The 17134-nt window shown below is 57.3% G+C and carries 17 protein-coding genes; 10 read left to right on the top strand and 7 right to left on the bottom strand.

Going from position 1 to position 17134, the window contains the following annotated elements; all coding sequences use genetic code 11:
* Positions 1-49 precede the first annotated feature (49 nt).
* Together leuB and BAR1_RS00340 are read right to left on the bottom strand one after the other, a co-directional pair.
* Positions 50-1156: a 3-isopropylmalate dehydrogenase gene (gene leuB, locus BAR1_RS00345; RefSeq protein WP_118941175.1), complete on the bottom strand. Its 1107-nt coding sequence runs from the start codon at positions 1154-1156 to the stop codon at positions 50-52.
* A gap of 60 nt (positions 1157-1216) precedes the next feature.
* On the bottom strand, positions 1217-2116 hold the full coding sequence (locus tag BAR1_RS00340; RefSeq protein WP_118941174.1) for a LysR family transcriptional regulator: 900 nt from the start codon (positions 2114-2116) through the stop codon (positions 1217-1219).
* Positions 2117-2208: 92 nt separating this feature from the next.
* On the opposite strand from BAR1_RS00340, the gene BAR1_RS00335 reads away from it, so the two are divergent.
* A complete protein-coding gene (locus BAR1_RS00335) occupies positions 2209-3069 on the top strand; it encodes a Rossmann-fold NAD(P)-binding domain-containing protein (protein WP_118941173.1) in 861 nt (286 codons plus the stop codon).
* Between the two features lie 169 nt (positions 3070-3238).
* Here BAR1_RS00335 and BAR1_RS00330 read toward each other — a convergent pair whose 3' ends face one another.
* The 4 genes from BAR1_RS00330 to leuC all read right to left on the bottom strand — a co-directional run bounded on the left by BAR1_RS00330 (position 3239) and on the right by leuC (position 7437).
* On the bottom strand, positions 3239-4282 hold the full coding sequence (locus tag BAR1_RS00330) for an endonuclease/exonuclease/phosphatase family protein (RefSeq protein WP_323368596.1): 1044 nt from the start codon (positions 4280-4282) through the stop codon (positions 3239-3241).
* A 14-nt stretch (positions 4283-4296) separates the two neighbouring features.
* The gene (locus BAR1_RS00325) at positions 4297-5145 is read right to left on the bottom strand and encodes a hypothetical protein (RefSeq protein WP_228408632.1); all 849 of its coding nucleotides are present in this window, start codon (positions 5143-5145) and stop codon (positions 4297-4299) included.
* Between the two features lie 265 nt (positions 5146-5410).
* Positions 5411-6016, bottom strand: a complete 606-nt coding sequence (leuD, locus tag BAR1_RS00320; RefSeq protein ID WP_118941172.1) for a 3-isopropylmalate dehydratase small subunit — start codon at positions 6014-6016, stop codon at positions 5411-5413.
* An 11-nt stretch (positions 6017-6027) separates the two neighbouring features.
* A complete protein-coding gene (leuC, locus tag BAR1_RS00315; protein WP_118941171.1) occupies positions 6028-7437 on the bottom strand; it encodes a 3-isopropylmalate dehydratase large subunit in 1410 nt (469 codons plus the stop codon).
* A gap of 237 nt (positions 7438-7674) precedes the next feature.
* Between leuC and BAR1_RS00310 the strand changes: the two genes are divergently transcribed.
* From BAR1_RS00310 to rlmH, 4 genes are all read left to right on the top strand, one after another.
* Positions 7675-8985: a mechanosensitive ion channel family protein gene (locus tag BAR1_RS00310; RefSeq protein ID WP_118941170.1), complete on the top strand. Its 1311-nt coding sequence runs from the start codon at positions 7675-7677 to the stop codon at positions 8983-8985.
* Positions 8982-10388, top strand: a complete 1407-nt coding sequence (locus BAR1_RS00305) for an amidase (RefSeq protein WP_118941169.1) — start codon at positions 8982-8984, stop codon at positions 10386-10388. Before BAR1_RS00310 ends, BAR1_RS00305 begins: the two co-directional genes overlap by 4 nt.
* A gap of 97 nt (positions 10389-10485) precedes the next feature.
* A complete protein-coding gene (gene rsfS / locus BAR1_RS00300; protein ID WP_228408630.1) occupies positions 10486-10845 on the top strand; it encodes a ribosome silencing factor in 360 nt (119 codons plus the stop codon).
* Positions 10845-11315 carry a 23S rRNA (pseudouridine(1915)-N(3))-methyltransferase RlmH gene (rlmH, locus tag BAR1_RS00295; protein WP_118941167.1) on the top strand — a complete coding sequence of 157 codons (471 nt, stop codon included), beginning with the start codon at positions 10845-10847 and terminating at the stop codon, positions 11313-11315. Before rsfS ends, rlmH begins: the two co-directional genes overlap by 1 nt.
* A 7-nt stretch (positions 11316-11322) precedes the next feature.
* Here the strand turns inward: rlmH and BAR1_RS00290 are convergent, their stop codons facing one another.
* The gene (locus BAR1_RS00290) at positions 11323-11937 is read right to left on the bottom strand and encodes a DUF2026 family protein (protein WP_118941166.1); all 615 of its coding nucleotides are present in this window, start codon (positions 11935-11937) and stop codon (positions 11323-11325) included.
* A gap of 144 nt (positions 11938-12081) precedes the next feature.
* Between BAR1_RS00290 and gpmI the strand changes: the two genes are divergently transcribed.
* The 5 genes from gpmI to BAR1_RS00265 are packed head-to-tail and all read left to right on the top strand — an operon-like array spanning position 12082 to position 17104.
* Complete coding sequence (gene gpmI, locus BAR1_RS00285; RefSeq protein ID WP_118941165.1) at positions 12082-13608, top strand: 2,3-bisphosphoglycerate-independent phosphoglycerate mutase; 1527 nt, start codon at positions 12082-12084, stop codon at positions 13606-13608.
* Positions 13608-14741, top strand: coding sequence for a murein hydrolase activator EnvC family protein (locus BAR1_RS00280; protein ID WP_118941164.1), 1134 nt, complete (start codon positions 13608-13610; stop codon positions 14739-14741). Before gpmI ends, BAR1_RS00280 begins: the two co-directional genes overlap by 1 nt.
* A 17-nt stretch (positions 14742-14758) precedes the next feature.
* Complete coding sequence (locus tag BAR1_RS00275) at positions 14759-16096, top strand: S41 family peptidase (RefSeq protein ID WP_118941163.1); 1338 nt, start codon at positions 14759-14761, stop codon at positions 16094-16096.
* A gap of 40 nt (positions 16097-16136) precedes the next feature.
* Positions 16137-16619 carry an RNA pyrophosphohydrolase gene (locus tag BAR1_RS00270; RefSeq protein ID WP_118944280.1) on the top strand — a complete coding sequence of 161 codons (483 nt, stop codon included), beginning with the start codon at positions 16137-16139 and terminating at the stop codon, positions 16617-16619.
* Positions 16616-17104, top strand: coding sequence for a hypothetical protein (locus tag BAR1_RS00265; protein WP_118941162.1), 489 nt, complete (start codon positions 16616-16618; stop codon positions 17102-17104). Before BAR1_RS00270 ends, BAR1_RS00265 begins: the two co-directional genes overlap by 4 nt.
* Positions 17105-17134: the final 30 nt, after the last annotated feature.

Here is a 17134-nt window from a genome sequence, read left to right as displayed (position 1 = left end):
AACTGCCCCCTTTTTCTTAACATTTTCGATTGGCATTTCAACCAATAGTTTACAGGCTCGTATCCAATGCCGCAATCACCGCATCGCCCATTTCGCTTGTGTTGGCGGGTTTTGCTGCGCCGGCCTGCATCAGGTCAGCGGTGCGCACACCATCGGCCAGAACCTTTTCTACTGCGGCTTCCAGACGGTCGGCCTCGGCGCCCTCGTCATAGGAATAGCGCAGCGCCATTGCAAAGCTCAGGATGCATGCACAGGGGTTGGCCTTGCCTTGTCCGGCAATATCGGGGGCCGAACCGTGCACAGGTTCGTACATCGCCTTGGGTTTGCCGTTCTCCATTGGCACCCCCAGCGAGGCGGATGGCAGCATCCCCAGTGATCCGGTCAGCATGGCGGCACAATCGGACAGGATATCGCCGAACAGGTTGTCGGTGACGATGGTGTCGAACTGTTTCGGGTTGCGGACCAGCTGCATTGCGCAATTGTCGGCATACATATGCGACAGCTCGACATCGGGGTAATCCTCGGCACCGATTTTGGTGACAACCTCACGCCACAAGATGCCGCTTTCCATCACGTTAGCCTTTTCGACCGAACACAAGCGGTTGTCGCGTTTGCGGGCCAGCTCGAATGCCGAGCGCGCCACGCGGTCGATCTCGCTTTCGGTATACCGCTGGGTGTTGATGCCCACGCGTTCGCCGTTTTCCTCGAAAATGCCGCGGGGTTCGCCGAAATAGCTGCCCGAGGTCAGTTCGCGCACGATCATGATGTCCAGACCGGCAACCAGCTCTTTCTTAAGTGATGAAAAATCGGCCAGCGCGTCAAAACACTGCGCGGGGCGCAGGTTCGCGAACAGGTCCATTTCCTTGCGCAGGCGCAGAAGCCCGCGTTCGGGTTTGACCGAGAAATCCAGATCATCATAGGCCGGGCCGCCCACAGCGCCCAGCAGAACCGCGTCCACCTCTTGCGCATGGGCCATGGTGTCGTCATGCAGAGGGGTGCCGTGTTTGTCATAGGCGGCGCCACCGACAAGGTCTTCGGTCACGTCGATTGTCAGGTCGCGTTTGGAACCGAACCAGTCGATGATCTTGCGCACTTCGACCATGACTTCGGGGCCGATACCGTCACCGGCGAGGATAAGAAGCGAAGGGTTGCTCATGTTGCTATTGTCCTTGATCTAAATGGGTTGCCAACCGCGTAACCTTTTGGGCGCGTCGGGTCAAGAAACGAAGGGCGACAACCCGTTCGCCAGCATATCCCAGACATGACGTATTCGCGGGGTCTGACGCATGGCCTGATGGGCCACCAGCCAGACGGGCAGTGGCGGGATGGGCAGATCAGGCAGGACCTGTTCCACTTGCGGATCATCCATCGCCACATAGATTTGCGAAAACCCAAGGCCACAACCTGCGCGCAGCAGTTCCCAGTAAACCACGTTGTTGTCACAACGAACATGGAACCAGTCTCGTTGGGCATCCTGCCCCATCTGCCGCATCCCGCGCAGGATCTGTTCGTCCGCGTCATAGCCGATCAGATCATGGTCGTTCAGCATCTCCTCGATCGTTTCCGGCCGTCCTTTGCGGTTCAGATAATCGACCGACCCGAACACCCCCAGCGGTAAATCCCCCAGATGTTTTGCAACCACATCTAACTGCGTCGGGCGATACATTCGGATGGCGATATCTGCCTCGCGGAACAACAGGTTTTCGCTGGCGTCGTTCGGGGTTAGCTCGATGGCGATATCCGGCTCCTGCCGCACTATATGCGCGATGATCGGCGGCAGGATGTGATGCGAAACGAAAACACTGGCGGTGATGCGCACGGTGCCTTTGATCTGCTGTTCCTGACCTGCCGCCGCCAGCGCCATCTGCCCCGCCGCTTCGCGCATGGTCTGGGCGGCGGGCAGCAGGGCCTGCCCAATATCGGTCAGTTGCAGCCCGCGTGATTTGCGGGTGAACAGGGTGACACCCAGTTGCTGTTCGGCTTGCCGAATCTGTCGCCCCAGCGTTGGCTGGCTGGCCCCCAAACGCCGCGCAGCAGCAGAAAGCGAGCCTCCCTCGGCCACGGCAAGGAAGGATTGCATAAGAGACCAGTCGAGATTGGCGAGTGATTTATCCATTCATTAATGAATACACGATCTGCATTTTTTCGCAATTTATAGTTTTCTGTGAATGGATAGATTGGGATCAATACAACACAGGAGCTATTCAAATGTCCAATACTGTACTGATCCTTGGCGGACGTGGCCGCTTTGGCCGCAACGCCGCTGACGCATTCAAGGCCCGTGGTTGGGAGGTGCGCCAGTTTGATCGCAAGTCCGAAAACTTGTGGGATGCCGCATGGGGCGCGGATGTGATCGTGAACGGCTGGAACCCGCTTTACCCCGACTGGGCCGCGCAGGTGCCAAAGCTGACCAGGCAGGTGATCGAGGTGGCCAAATCCACCAAGGCCACGGTGATCCTCCCCGGCAATGTCTATAACTACGGCGCGGATGCCCCATCGGTTTACGGTGTAGACACACCACATGGGGCAAAGAACCCGCTGGGCCGGATCAGGATCGAAATGGAAGCGGCCTATCGCGCCTCGGGTGTGCGCACCATCGTGCTACGGGCGGGGGATTTCATTGATACGCAGGCCTCGGGCAACTGGTTTGATATGATGATCACGCCCAAGATCGGCAAAGGCATATTCATCTACCCCGGCAATCCCGAAATCGAACATGCGTGGGCATGGCTGCCCGATCTGGCCCGGGCGGCCGTTGATCTGGCCGAAATGCGCGATGACCTGCCCGCTTTCGCTGACATCCCGTTTCCCGGATACGCGTTGACTGGTCGCGAGCTATGCGCGGCGGTGGAAAAAGCATATGGGCAACCTTTGCGGCTAAAGAAAATGAACTGGCTGCCGATCCGGATTGCCCGCCCGTTCTGGCCGATGGCCAAACACATTCTGGAAATGCGTTACCAGTGGAATAAACCGCACCGGATTGATGGTGCAACGTTCAACAATTTTCTGCCGGATTTTGAATACACACCGTTGGCACAGGCCATGCCGTTAGCGGTCGGGGTGAAATAGACGGTGTTGCCAAATACCTGATCCGAACCCGTCAGAAAATACACCTGACCTTGTTTTCAGGTAAATTTCTCTGCTGGAAACATATCCATTTAACCGGTTTAGTGGATATGTTTGCCAATAAATTATCGCATCTATATCAACAGGTTACATGATACTAAAAAGTCTAGTTCTAGCGCTTTTTTACCATCTCTACATCCACCCAAACCAGATGATGCCGCGACCCATCCGCATCCCCGACAGGCCAATAAACCCCCGCGCCCGCAACCTGCAAATCCTTTGAGGGCAGCACATAATCCACCCGCATGTTACCCGGCGCAGGGGTGTCTTTCCAATCAACCGTATCCAGCGTCGGATCGGTCTGGTGGCTTGCGTTTACCCCGCCCTGCTCCCGCGCGGCCACCACAGCCCCTTCACTTTGCGGCAGGGGGTCTTGCACCAATGGATGTGCCAACAGGCCACGAATGGCGTCTTTCAGCCCCTCGCCATCCAACGGATCCTGATTGGCATCCCCCAGAATGACGAACGGACCGCTGGCGGGTGGCGTATCCAGCCCGCCATCCAGATAAACGCTCCAGAACCGCACCTCGTCATGGTTGCGTTTGCCGTTGCGGTCCTCGGGGCCGTCAAACACCGGCGGGCCGGCGTGAAATGCCATAAGGTTGATCACCCCGTCCGGTAATTTCACCGGCACCACCCAATGGCCAACAGACGACAACCTTTGCGCAGCCAAAGCCTGCGGTGACGGAAACGGCTTGCCATCAACCATTGGCAACAGTGCATCGGGAAAAGCCGCCCACTTCAGCGCCGAAAAATCCTGCACATGTTCCGCATCCAGTGGATAGCGCGACAAGATGGCCATACCCCCTTGCCCGGCAAAACGCCCATACCCCTGCCCATCGCGCGGGCCACCAACGCGCCCGTCCCCGTCCATATCCAGCCCCGTCTGCATCCCCGTATTCGGGCGCAGGGCAAAGCGGTAGGGGTAATCATTCAGCAGATCGGCAAAGGCCGCCAGCGCAACACCACCCGCATCATAGTCAAACCTGTTCAGCAACAACACATCGGGGGAAACCCGCCGGATCACATCTGCAACCGCCAGAACCTGCTTATCCTTGCCCGACTGAATATCGCGCAACAACAGGCCGGGGCCACGGCGTTGTAATTCGGCATTATAGGTTGCAATCCTGTAGGTATCGGCCAGAACCGGCGACACCAGCGTAGCCGCGATCAGGCAGGCGTATAGCCATGCTTTTCGACATAGGCGTTGCTGCGCTTGCGCTTTTCCTTGATCATCGCCGCGATCCGCCGCATGGCGATCCCGCGCATAAACAGACTGGTTGGAAGAAATGCCCATGCTGTCATTGTCCACACCATTGTTTGCGGGGAATCAAGCACAATCGGGTCAAACACCTTGGACGCGGCCAAAACCATCACCGGCAGCAAGAAGGGCAAAACCAGCCCCAGAATGATATTCACACGCCCGTCACGCACCAGACGTGCAACAACATCACCGCCCGCCGAAGGGTCAAACGTGGGCAGGTTCACCCAGACGTTGAATGTCTTGCCACGGGATGGCCAGCCCTGAATCCGGATCAGCATCAGAAACGCAACCAGCGTCATCAGGGAAATCAGATAGCTAAGCCCGGCGATCGAGCGGACCAGGACCAGTTGGTCAAGCCCGGCATCTGCGGGCAACATCAACGCAACCAGATTAACCGGGCTGTATTCGAAATTAATCGCCTCGCCGATGATATTCCCGGTTGCCTTGGCAAACATGCTCAGGGTCGAAGGATCTGCTTCGCCGCGCACAATGATTGTCAGCAGGGAGACTGTTATCAGTAACGAAACATAGCGCACACGGTTAAACGGCGGCGCATCGCGAAATTCGACAAGGCTGGGATAGGCGGACGAATATTCAAAGAAAACCAGAACGGCACCCGCAAGACTAACCAGCGCCACGACTTGCGCTGTATCCGCATTCACCCCTGGCAATAGAACTGACGGCATCGAGATAACAACAAGCACCAGAATGGCACGCACAAAGGCGCTTGTTAGTTGGGAAAAAACTGTCTTCACACCGTCTACCCCACGAGAAACAGCACCTTGCTGTTCCTCTGTCCCTCGAATTTTCCGCATGCTTTCGCGGTCTGCATTAATATCAGCCACTTCCTGCCTTCTTTCACTTCCCAGCACAAGTTACTGGGAAATTTAAACGAATTTTTAAGGCAATTTCGTGGAAAAACTGGTGCGACTTTGCATCAAATCTGGCAACAATAAGGACCCGACCTATGACCGGGCCCTATATTGTGTGTTTTTCGTGGTTTGATCCGCTAGAAGCCCGTTACACCCAAGGTCGGGACGAAGCGGACATGGTTTCATAGCTAGCAATCGAATCGGCTTTCTTCAAAGTCAGGCCGATATCGTCCAGCCCTTCCAGCAGACATTGCTTTTTAAAGGCATCCACATCGAATTTCACCACTTCACCATCCGAAGTCGTGATTTCCTGTGCTTCCAAATCCACCGTCATGCGGGCGTTCGCCCCTTTTTCAGCGTCCTTCATCAACAGATCGACTTGCTCTTGCGGCAAAACGATCGGCAGGATGCCATTCTTGAAACAGTTGTTGAAAAAGATGTCAGCGAAGCTGGTCGAGATCACACATTTGATGCCGAAATCCTTGATCGCCCATGGCGCATGTTCGCGCGACGATCCACAGCCAAAGTTATCGCCAGCGACGATAATTTCGGAGTTGCGATAGGCGGGCTGGTTCAGCACAAAATCGGGTTTTTCGCTGCCATCATCGTTATAACGCATCTCGTCAAACAGATGCACGCCAAGACCCGACCGTTTGATAGTTTTCAAAAACAGTTTCGGGATGATCATATCGGTGTCGATGTTGATCAGGGGCATGGGTGCTGCGACACCGGTGATTTTTTCAAATTTATCCATTGTCGCTCTCCTTACAACATTTCCCGAACATCAGTCAGATGACCGGTGATCGCTGCAGCGGCTGCCATGACGGGGCTGACCAGATGGGTGCGGCCCCCTTTGCCCTGACGCCCCTCGAAATTACGGTTGCTGGTTGATGCACTTCTGTCGCCCGGTGCCAGTTGGTCGTCATTCATCGCTAGACACATGGAACAGCCCGCCAGACGCCATTCAAAACCGGCCTCGGTGAATATTTCGCCCAGCCCTTCTTCTTCGGCCTGCGCCCGCACTAGGCCCGAGCCGGGCACGATCAGGGCACGCACCCCATCGGCCACCATCTTGCCTTTGACGATTTGGGCCACGGCGCGAAGATCCTCGATCCGGCCGTTGGTGCAGGAGCCGATAAAGACGGTGTTGATCGGAATGTCGGTCAGTTTGGTGCCCGGTGTCAGGCCCATATATTCCAGCGACCGCGCGGCGGCGTCTACTTTACCGCCCTCGAAATCCTCGGGCGCGGGGACGGATGCGGTGATCGGCAGAACATCCTCGGGCGAGGTGCCCCATGTAACCACCGGCGCGATGTCTTCACCTTTCAGCACCAGAACCTTGTCGAAATGGGCGTCATCGTCGGTGAACAGTGTTTTCCACCATTCCATCGCCATTTCCCATTCGGCCCCTTTGGGCGCGTGCGGGCGGCCTTTGACATATTCATAGGTGGTTTCATCCGGCGCAATCAGACCGGCGCGGGCGCCACCCTCGATCGCCATATTGCAAACGGTCATGCGGCCTTCCATCGACATGTCGCGGATCACCTGACCGCAATATTCGATCACAAAGCCGGTGCCACCCGCCGTGCCGGTGGCGCCGATCACGGCAAGAGTCACGTCCTTGGCGGTCACACCCGGGCGCAGCTTGCCGGTGATTTCCACCTTCATGTTTTTCGATTTCTGCTGGATCAGCGTCTGCGTGGCCAGCACATGTTCCACCTCGGATGTGCCAATCCCGTGTGCCAGTGCGCCAAACGCGCCGTGGGTGGCGGTGTGGCTGTCGCCGCAAACCACGGTCATGCCGGGCAATGTCCAGCCCTGTTCGGGGCCGACGATATGCACGATACCCTGACGGACATCATCGACCGGATAGTAATGCACGCCGAAATCGCGGGCGTTTTTGTCCAGCGCATCCAGCTGGATGCGCGATTCCTCGTTGCTGATAATACCGCCTGCGCGGTCCAGCGTGGTCGGCACGTTATGGTCCGGCACAGCAATGGTTTTATCCGGTGCGTGCACCTTGCGACCGGCATCGCGCAGGCCTTCAAAAGCCTGTGGGCTGGTGACTTCATGCACCAGATGGCGGTCGATATACAGCAGGGCGGTGCCGTCGTCGTCTTCGGTAATGACGTGGGCATCCCAGATTTTATCATAAAGTGTCTTCGGGGCGGTCATGGTTTTTCCTTTCCCGCAGGGTGTTACAGAGAGGGGTGACAAACAGCGCCAAAGGGCGCCGGACCATTATAGGTCGGCGTGGATCGCAAGCGTCTGACCGTGGAACCGCCAGGGCAGGCGGGCGTGGTCGTCCATATCAAAAATCCGAGTCATACCAGCGGGGATACATCGCACACGAGGCATGGGCAAGGGCGTTGGCCATTGTCACGGCGATAATAACTGTGCAAACCTGCGGATATGGAGCCGGAAACACAAAGCGCAGGCGCGCAGATACAGACATTGTTCGACAAACTGCTTGCCTTTGGCAATTCCCTGATGATGCCATCAAGGCTGACCCAGATGGGGATCATGATTGGTCTGCTGATCGTGGCCTATCTGGTCAAACTCTATTTCGGCCCCAAATTCCGCGACTGGATGCACGGGCTGACAGGGCGGCCGAAATGGCAGTTGCGGATACTGGTGATGCTGCACCGGCGGATGCGGTTGATCGCCTTTGTTATACTGATCTGGTCGGTGATTGCCTTTATGCGCCACGGGCTGGGCCTGTTCCCGTCCCGCACCTATTTGCTGGCCATTGTCGGCACCATATCGTTGACATGGCTGCTGATCGTCTTTGCGGCCCGCTTTATCCATAACAACTTCTTGCGTCGTATGGTGACCTGGGGGGCTTGGATATATGCAACACTTTATTTCCTGAACCTGACCACAGCCGCCGAGCAATTGCTGGATCAGGTCGCGGTTGATCTGGGCGGGCTTCACCTGTCACTGTTGGTGGTCATCAAGGGGCTGGTTGTAACGGCTCTGCTGTTCACCCTTGCCCGCTTAATTTCGTCCGGCACCACCAAACGCATTCGCGGGAACAAGGAAATATCGCCATCCATGCAAGTGCTGATGGTGAAATTCATGCAGGTGATCCTGTATGGCGCGGCATTTTTCATCGGGCTAAAGGCCGTCGGGTTCGACCTGACCGGCCTTGCGGTTCTGTCAGGCGCCATCGGCATCGGTCTTGGGTTCGGCCTGCAAAAGGTGGTGTCGAACCTTGTATCCGGCATCATCATCCTGCTGGATAAATCCATCAAGCCGGGCGATGTGATTTCGCTGGGCGATACATTCGGCTGGATCAATACGCTGGGTGCCAGATATGCCTCGGTCGTTACCCGCAACGGCAAGGAATTCCTGATCCCGAACGAGGACCTGATCACCAATCAGGTGGTCAACTGGTCCCATACCAATGATTTCGTGCGGCTGGATATCCATTTCGGCACCGCCTATTCGGACGATCCGCATCTGGTGCGCAAACTGGCCTGCGACGCTGCCGCCTCGGTTGATCGTGTTCTGGCGATGCGCCCGCCGGTTTGCCATATCGTCGGCTTTGGCGACAGTTCGGTCGATTACATTCTGCGCTTCTGGATCACCGATCCGACCGGCGGGTTGACCAACATCCGCGGCAATGTGTTTCTGGCGCTCTGGGATACCTTCAAGGAAAACGATATCTCGATCCCCTTCCCGCAGCGCGAGGTAAAGCTGCTTGAGGAACCCGCGAAATGATCCTGAATAATGACGCAACCGGCATCCTTGCGGCGCTGGTCAACAGGGACATATCCGCCGCCGACCTGATGGCCCAGACCCTTGCCCGAATTGACGCGGTTAACCCCGCCGTAAACGCCATCGTGGCCCAGCGCCCCGCCGACGATCTGTTGGCCGAGGCCAAAGCCGCCGATACCACTGCCCCCAAAGGCCCGCTGCACGGCCTGCCGATTGCCATCAAGGACCTTGCCGAAACCAGGGGGGTGCGCAGCACCTTTGGCTCGCCCGTATTCGCCGACAACATCCCGACTGCCGACAGCCTGATGGTCGCCCGCATCCGCGCGGCGGGCGCGATTATCATCGGCAAAACCAACACGCCGGAATTCGGCCTTGGGTCGCACAGCTACAACCCCGTCTACGGCACCACCCGCAACCCCTATGATGCCACCCGATCCGCAGGCGGTTCCAGCGGTGGCGCGGCGGTGGCGCTGGCCACGCGGATGCTGGCGCTGACCGATGGCTCGGACATGATGGGGTCTTTGCGCAATCCGGCGGCGTGGAACAATGTCTACGGGTTCCGGCCCTCATACGGGCTGGTGCCAGGCGATCCCGTCGGCGACACCTTCCTGCACCAGTTATCCACCAACGGCCCGATGGCCCGCAGCATCCGCGATCTGTCGTTGTTGTTGCAAGTCATCGGCACACTGGACGCACGCTTGCCGCATGGCATGGCCGCCTTCCAGCCCCTGCCCGACACATCCACCATGTCCGGCATCACCATCGGCTGGGTTGGTGACTGGGGCGGATATTACCCGATAGACCCCGAAATCCTGACCCTGTGCGAAAACGCGCTGGAACAGATGCGCGAACTGGGCACCACCGTGGTTTCCTTCATTCCGCCCATCGCACCGGAACAGTTGTGGCACGCATGGACCACCCTGCGCAGTTGGGCCATCGCCACCAAACAGGCCCCGCTTTACCAGAACCCGAAAACCCGCGATCTGTTGAAACCGGATATGATCTGGGAGATTGAACGCGGTCTGTCCCTGTCCCCGCTGGATATCCACAACGCCAGCGTGATCCGCAGCAAATGGTTCGCCGCATTCGCCAGCCAGACCGAAGTCGATGTGATGGCCCTGCCCTCGGCCCAGATATTCCCGTTCAACGCCGACTGGCACTGGCCCAAAACTGTGATGGGCCGCGACATGGACACTTACCACCGCTGGATGGAGGTGGTCGTGCCTGCTTCCCTCACCGGCCTGCCCGCGCTGAATGTGCCGGTGGGGTTCGGCGAACAGGGGCTGCCGACGGGCCTGCAACTGATCGGCCAGCGCGGCACGGATGCCCGCATTCTGCAACTTGGCCAGACATGGCACGCGGCCACCGACTGGCCCAATCAGCGCCCACCGCATTTCCCCCCTTGAACCCGCACAAACACAGGCCCATAAGCGCACATTGAGATTTACCGATTCCGGTGCTACCAATGTGGCACAACCCGCGCTTTTCTTAAGGAGGACAGGTTTGTCCAACACAGCTAAAAAGGTTTCAGGCAAGGCCCTGCTTGAAAGCATCCTATCCTCGCTTGACGATAACAAAGCCGAAGATGTGATATCAATCGACCTGAAGGGCAAATCCGAGATCGCCGATTTCATGATCGTCTGCTCCGGCCGCTCGTCGCGGCAGGTCAGTGCGATTGCGGAAAAGCTGTCCGATGACCTGAAACAGAAATTCGAGATTTTCCCCAAGGTCGAGGGCAAAGAACAGGGCGACTGGGTGCTGATCGATGCAGGCGATGTGATCGTGCATGTGTTCCGCCCCGAAGTGCGCGAATTCTACCAGCTTGAAAAGCTGTGGCAGGGGGCCGGCCCCGGAGACGCCTGATGCGCGTCCACATTTGCGCGGTGGGGCGGATGCGCGCCGGACCCGAGCGCGAATTGCTGGATGATTACCTGAAACGGTTTGACCGCACGGGGCGGGCCCTTGGCCTTGGTCCCGTAACGATGCACGAGGTCGAGGACAAAAAGGGCGGCGGGATGGATGCCGAGGCGGCGTTGCTGGACCGCGCCATTCCCAAAGGTGCTGTGATCTGTGCGCTGGACGAGAGAGGCCGCGTAATGCCTTCGCCGGAATTTGCCAAAAAGCTGGGCGACTGGCGTGATCAGGGCACATCCGATCTGGCCTTTGTGATTGGAGGTGCTGACGGGATTGCGAAAACCCTGCGGGATCGCGCCGATTTCAAACTGTCGTTCGGGGCGATGGTCTGGCCACATATGCTGGTGCGGGTGATGTTAAGCGAACAGCTGTATCGGGCGGCGACGATATTGGCGGGCGGGCCGTATCATCGGGTTTGAGGGTGTTCTACCATCTACCTTTTATTGGTGGCCCAGATAAGGTCACCAAATTATTGTTGCCCTTACCATCTCCAATCATTATCTTCGGAGGTATTTTTTTGGGACATTTCCTGAACCATGAAGAACAAATCTCGGCTAAATCACTATAACCAATTTTTGAGGTGAACTGCTCCAAATTAAGTTGTGTTTTTTCTGTATTTGGCGAAAAGAAAAAGTCCCCTGGTGCTGCCATATCATTAATATTTGAAGCCATATCACCAAGGCGTTTCTGAAACATTTTTGTGGGCACATCGAAATTACCTGTATCAAACTTCGAAAATTCTGGAGCCATAAAGTCAATAGCCCAGCCATCGACTTCGATCCAACAATGGAAATTGTCTAGCGCTCCCGTAACCGTGCCATTATGCTCTTCGCCAAACAAAATAACTTCATGGTTACCTCCCGTGTAAAACGCGGCAAGGCCACATTTCAATTCAGGGTCAAGATTATAGTGTTTGGTAAGAATATAGGCTCCAAAGGCACTAAAATATGCACAAGCCCCTGATGTTTCACTGCCTTCATTTGCAATGACAGAGCGGATTATATTATAAATTCGTTCGTAGTCCCGAAGCTTTATTAACATGTTACTGACTCTTTAACCCTGTCTTTAGGGGAACCTATATTTCTGCTACCCCGTTATTTTAGCAGACCGTCTCCTATCCTACCAGTTGCCCTCCCCCCTTTCCGGTCGTAAAACACCCCTGACCTTCCAAAAGGGACCACACCCATGACCACACCCAAACCCGTCGTTTTGTGCATCCTTGATGGCTGGGGCATCCGCGAGGCGGACGATGCCAACGCCCCCGCCCTGGCCGATACGCCGAATTTCGACCGTATTATGCGCGACTGCCCGTCATCGCAACTGATCACCCACGGCCCCGATGTGGGCCTGCCCAGCGGGCAGATGGGGAACTCAGAGGTGGGGCATACCAATATCGGTGCCGGCCGTGTGGTGCCGATGGATCTGGGAATGATCGATCTGGCGATCGAGGATGGCAGCTTTTTCAAAAACCCCGCCCTGCTGGATTTCATCGACAGGTTGAAAGCCTCGGGCGGCACTGCGCATCTGTCCACTCTGGTCTCGGATGGCGGAGTGCATGGCCATATCAACCACATCATTGCCGCCGCGCAGGTGATTACTGCGGCGGGCGTTCCTGTGCTGGTGCATGCCCTGACCGACGGGCGCGATGTGCCGCCGCAATCGGCTGCGGATTTTATAAATGATCTGCTAAACCGCCTGCCCGAAGGGGCGCAGGTCGCCACCGTGATTGGCCGCTATTACGCAATGGATCGCGACAACCGCTGGGAACGGGTGCAACTGGCCTACGAGGCGATGGTTCACGGCAAGGGACTGAATACCGATACCGCAGCGGATGCCGTTGCCCAATCCTATGCCCGCAATGAAACCGATGAATTCATCAAACCCACGGTAATTGCCGGCTACAAAGGGATGCAGGATGGCGACGGGCTGTTCTTCCTTAGTTTCCGCGCCGACCGTGCCCGCGAAATACTGGCGGCCATCGGTCAGCCGGATTTCGATGCGTTTGATCCCGCACCGCGCCCGAAACTGGTGGCCATGCTGGGAATGGTCGAATATTCGGACAAGCATAACGCCTATATGACCACCGTTTTCCCCAAACGGCATCTGGTGAACACGCTGGGCGAATGGGTGGCCAAACAGGGGTTGCGCCAGTTCCGGCTGGCGGAAACCGAAAAATACCCACATGTCACCTTTTTCCTGAATGGCGGCAAGGAAGAGCCGGAAAAGGGCGAGGACCGCTATATGGCCCAAAGCCCAAAGGTGGCCACCTATGACCTGCAACCGGAAATGTCGGCCGCCGAGGTGACCGACCATCTGGTGCAGGCAATCAACGATCGCTATGATCTGATCGTCGTCAATTACGCCAACCCCGATATGGTGGGTCACACCGGCAGCATCCCCGCCGCGATCAAGGCATGCGAAGCGGTGGATCGGGGGTTGGGCCGTGCATTGGCCGCATTGGAAAAAGTAAGCGGCGCGATGATTGTCACCGCCGACCACGGCAATTGCGAAACCATGATTGATCCCGAAACCGGCGGGCCGCATACAGCCCACACCACCAACCCCGTGCCGGTGATCATGGTGGGTGGACCAAAAGGCGCGGCGTTGCATCAGGGCCGCCTATCGGACCTTGCACCGACATTGCTGGACTTGATGAACCTGCCCAAGCCACCGGAAATGACCGGCCACAGCCTGATCGACAAACCGGCCTGATGCGTCGCCTGCTCCTGACCATAGTGTTGCTTCTTTCGGCCCCCGCCACATGGGCCGAACCGGATGCGGCATTTCTGGCCAAACGGGCCGCATTACAGTTGAACGCGGCGTCATTGGCCTTGCGTCAGGCGGATAAGGCCAGCGACCGGATTGCGGCGCTGACCCGGACCGTTCAGGCCTATGAATCCGGTCTGGTCGCGATGCGCAAAGGGATGCGTCACGCCGCCATCCGCGAACAGTCGCTGCAACTGGAATTCGATGCCAAACGCGACGACATCGCGCAATTGCTGGGTGTTCTGATGAGCATGGAATCCACATCCCCGCCGCTGTTGATGCTGCACCCCGCCGGCCCTATCGGCACCGCGCGTTCCGGCATGATCCTGTCCGAAGTCACCCCGGCCCTGCAGGCACAGGCCGAAGAATTGCGTGGCCAACTGGAAGAGGTGGCGCTGTTGCACAGCCTTCAGCAAAGCTCGGCCGAAGTGCTGGCAAACGGATTGAAAGAGGTTCAGACCGCCCGCACCCGATTGTCCCAAGCCATATCGGACCGCACCGATCTGCCCCGCAAATTTACCGAAGACCCGGTGAAAACCGCAATCCTGCTGGACAGCAGCGAAACGCTGCAAGGGTTCGCCAGTGGCCTGTCCCACCTTGCCGATGATGGCGAGCGGGAAATCGACTTGCCGGTGTTTGCCGACGCCAAAGGCACCTTGCCGCTGCCCGTCAACGGCACCATCCTGCGCCGGTTTGACGAGGCCGACGCCGCCGGTATCCGCCGCCCCGGCCTGCTGATCGCCACCCGCCCGCTGTCCATCGTCACCACCCCTTGGGCAGCCACAATCCGTTATCGCGGGCCGCTGCTGGACTACGGAAACGTGATGATTCTGGAGCCATCAGACGGTTACCTTCTGGTGCTGGCTGGTCTAAACCGTGTCTATGGCGAAATCGGTGAAGTCCTGCAAGCGGGTGCACCGGTGGGGCTGATGGGCGGAAATGCACCGAATAATAGTGATTTTTTGTCACTTTCCGGTGATAGCGCTGGTTCAACCCGCACAGAAACGCTCTATATAGAGCTAAGATACGGGAAAGAGACACTGGACCCCGAACCATGGTTCGCATCGAAACCGGACTAAGCAAGGATTAGGAAACTATGAAGAAATTCGTCATGGCCGCTCTGGGTGGCACTTTGGCTGGCGTCATCGCCACAACACAGATTGCCGGGCCGCTGATCGCTCAGGAAACCGCAAGCAAAGCGACTGTGTATGAACAGCTGGACCTGTTTGGCGATGTGTTTGAACGCATCCGCGCGCAATATGTCACCGAAGTGGACGAAGGCGATCTGATCGAGGCCGCGATCAAAGGGATGATGGCATCGCTTGATCCGCACTCCAGCTATCTGCCGCCAAAAGATTTCGACGACATGCAAGTGCAAACCCATGGCGAATTCGGCGGACTGGGCATCGAGGTGACGCAGGAAGACGGTTTTGTAAAAGTGGTTTCGCCGATGGATGGCACCCCAGCCGATGCCGCTGGCGTCGAAGCTGGCGATTTCATCACCCATGTGGATGGCGAAAGCCTGCTGGGTCTGGACCTGAACGAAGCCGTTGACATGATGCGTGGGCCGATTGGCTCGGAAATCATCATCACCGTGGTGCGCAAAGGCAAGGACGAGCCGTTCGACATTTCAATCATCCGCGACACCATCAAACTGACAGCCGTGCGGTCCCGCACCGAAGGGCAGACCGTCGTGCTGCGGGTCACCACCTTTAACGATCAAACCTATGCCAACCTGAAAAGCAATCTGGAAAAATCGGTCGAAGAAGTGGGCGGCATGGACAAGGTAAACGGCTTTGTCATCGACCTGCGCAACAATCCGGGCGGGCTGCTGACCCAGGCCATCAAGGTCTCCGACGCCTTCCTTGAAAGCGGTGAGATCGTATCGACCCGTGGACGCACACCGCAGGACGGCGACCGTTTCAACGCCACCCCCGGCGATCTGGCACAGGGCAAACCTGTTGTGGTTCTGATCAATGGCGGATCCGCCTCTGCGTCCGAAATCGTTGCCGGTGCGCTCAAGGATCATCGCCGCGCTGTTGTCGTTGGCACCAAAAGTTTTGGCAAAGGCTCGGTTCAGACCATTATGCCTGTTAAAGGCGGCGGCGCGATGCGTCTGACCACGGCGCGGTATTACACCCCGTCCGGCCGCTCGATTCAGGGGCTGGGTGTTTCGCCCGACATCATTGTCGAACAGCCACAGCAAAATCCGGACAAGGATGCAATCGACAGCGATCGCCCGGCATTCCGTTCCGAAGCCGACCTGCGCGATGCGCTGAACAACGACAGCTATACCGAAGAAGAGCGCCGCCAGATCGAGGAAGAGCGCGCCAAGGCCGAAGAGGCCGCCAAATTGCGCGAAGAAGATGCGCAACTGGCCTATGCGGTTGATCTGCTCAAGGGGCTGTCGGCCCTTGCACCAAAAGACCAGTAACAAGGACGGGCCGGCCACATGCGCCGGCCCTTTTTACATGATGGCACCAAAAGATATTGAAAACCTCCCTTATCGCGCCAACGCTGGTATTGTGCTGGCAAACGGCAACGGTCAGGTGTTTGCCGGTCAAAGGATCGACGCGCTGAACGATGCATGGCAAATGCCGCAAGGCGGGATCGACAAAGGCGAAACCCCGCGCGATGCGGCCCTGCGTGAACTGACCGAAGAAACCGGCGTCACCCCCGATCTGGTGACAATCGAGGCTGAAACCGATGGCTGGGTTACCTACGACCTGCCACCGGAACTGCTGCACAAGCTGTGGAAAGGGCGCTATCGTGGCCAGAAACAGAAATGGTATCTGATGCGGTTTCACGGCAGCGACGATCAGGTCAATATTGCCCTGAAACACCCCGAGTTTTCCAAATGGACATGGATGCAGCCGGATGAGTTGATGAAGCGGATTGTTCCCTTCAAACAGCATGTATATGCAGCCGTGTTCGATCAATTCAAAGGGCGACTGTGAAACGCCTGTTGGCGATAACCTGCCTTTTGGCCCTGACTGCTGGGCCTGCCCTTGCCTTGTCTTGCGCGCGCCCAACTATCGAAGGTAGCTTTCTTGAGCATAGCCAGGCCAAAGAACGCTATATCCTGGTATTTGGCTATTTGACCAACAGACGCAATGTAGTTCCCGGACCTGAACGAGAGGACGTGGTCGGCGGCCGATCCGAAAACTTCACCGCAACCTTTATCGGCCATCAAGGAACCCGCGCCGGTTTCGACCGGCCTATCAAAACCACAGTTGCGATAAGCACAACATGTGCTGGCGCATGGTGCGGGTCTGTGGCGATGGACGGGATGTTGATGACCTTTCTCGAAGTCACCCCGTATGGCCACAGGATGACGATTGGCCCATGTAGCGGATCAGAGTTTTATACACCGACCAAAGACGAAAAACGCCGTATGTTGCAATGCCTGCGGGGTGGCGTTTGCAATCCGGATCGCAGATAGGTCTTTTCATATCCCGCGCCATTCGCTAAC

This window comes from Profundibacter amoris (genome assembly GCF_003544895.1).
Taxonomy (GTDB): Bacteria; Pseudomonadota; Alphaproteobacteria; order Rhodobacterales; family Rhodobacteraceae; genus Profundibacter; species Profundibacter amoris.
The sequence above is the reverse complement of the archived record's forward strand: the minus strand, read 5'-3'. Positions and strand labels throughout refer to the sequence as shown.

What these genes read in the sequence shown, in the direction of transcription:
- leuD (WP_118941172.1), bottom strand. Translation starts at nt 6,016, where the DNA reads ATGGATAAATTTGAAAAAATCACCGGTGTCGCAGCACCCATGCCCCTG.
- BAR1_RS00270 (WP_118944280.1), top strand. Translation starts at nt 16,137, where the DNA reads ATGGCACCAAAAGATATTGAAAACCTCCCTTATCGCGCCAACGCTGGT.
- leuB (WP_118941175.1), bottom strand. Translation starts at nt 1,156, where the DNA reads ATGAGCAACCCTTCGCTTCTTATCCTCGCCGGTGACGGTATCGGCCCC.
- BAR1_RS00275 (WP_118941163.1), top strand. Translation starts at nt 14,759, where the DNA reads ATGAAGAAATTCGTCATGGCCGCTCTGGGTGGCACTTTGGCTGGCGTC.
- BAR1_RS00280 (WP_118941164.1), top strand. Translation starts at nt 13,608, where the DNA reads ATGCGTCGCCTGCTCCTGACCATAGTGTTGCTTCTTTCGGCCCCCGCC.
- BAR1_RS00335 (WP_118941173.1), top strand. Translation starts at nt 2,209, where the DNA reads ATGTCCAATACTGTACTGATCCTTGGCGGACGTGGCCGCTTTGGCCGC.
- leuC (WP_118941171.1), bottom strand. Translation starts at nt 7,437, where the DNA reads ATGACCGCCCCGAAGACACTTTATGATAAAATCTGGGATGCCCACGTC.
- BAR1_RS00340 (WP_118941174.1), bottom strand. Translation starts at nt 2,116, where the DNA reads ATGGATAAATCACTCGCCAATCTCGACTGGTCTCTTATGCAATCCTTC.
- gpmI (WP_118941165.1), top strand. Translation starts at nt 12,082, where the DNA reads ATGACCACACCCAAACCCGTCGTTTTGTGCATCCTTGATGGCTGGGGC.
- BAR1_RS00305 (WP_118941169.1), top strand. Translation starts at nt 8,982, where the DNA reads ATGATCCTGAATAATGACGCAACCGGCATCCTTGCGGCGCTGGTCAAC.
- BAR1_RS00310 (WP_118941170.1), top strand. Translation starts at nt 7,675, where the DNA reads ATGGAGCCGGAAACACAAAGCGCAGGCGCGCAGATACAGACATTGTTC.
- rlmH (WP_118941167.1), top strand. Translation starts at nt 10,845, where the DNA reads ATGCGCGTCCACATTTGCGCGGTGGGGCGGATGCGCGCCGGACCCGAG.
- BAR1_RS00290 (WP_118941166.1), bottom strand. Translation starts at nt 11,937, where the DNA reads ATGTTAATAAAGCTTCGGGACTACGAACGAATTTATAATATAATCCGC.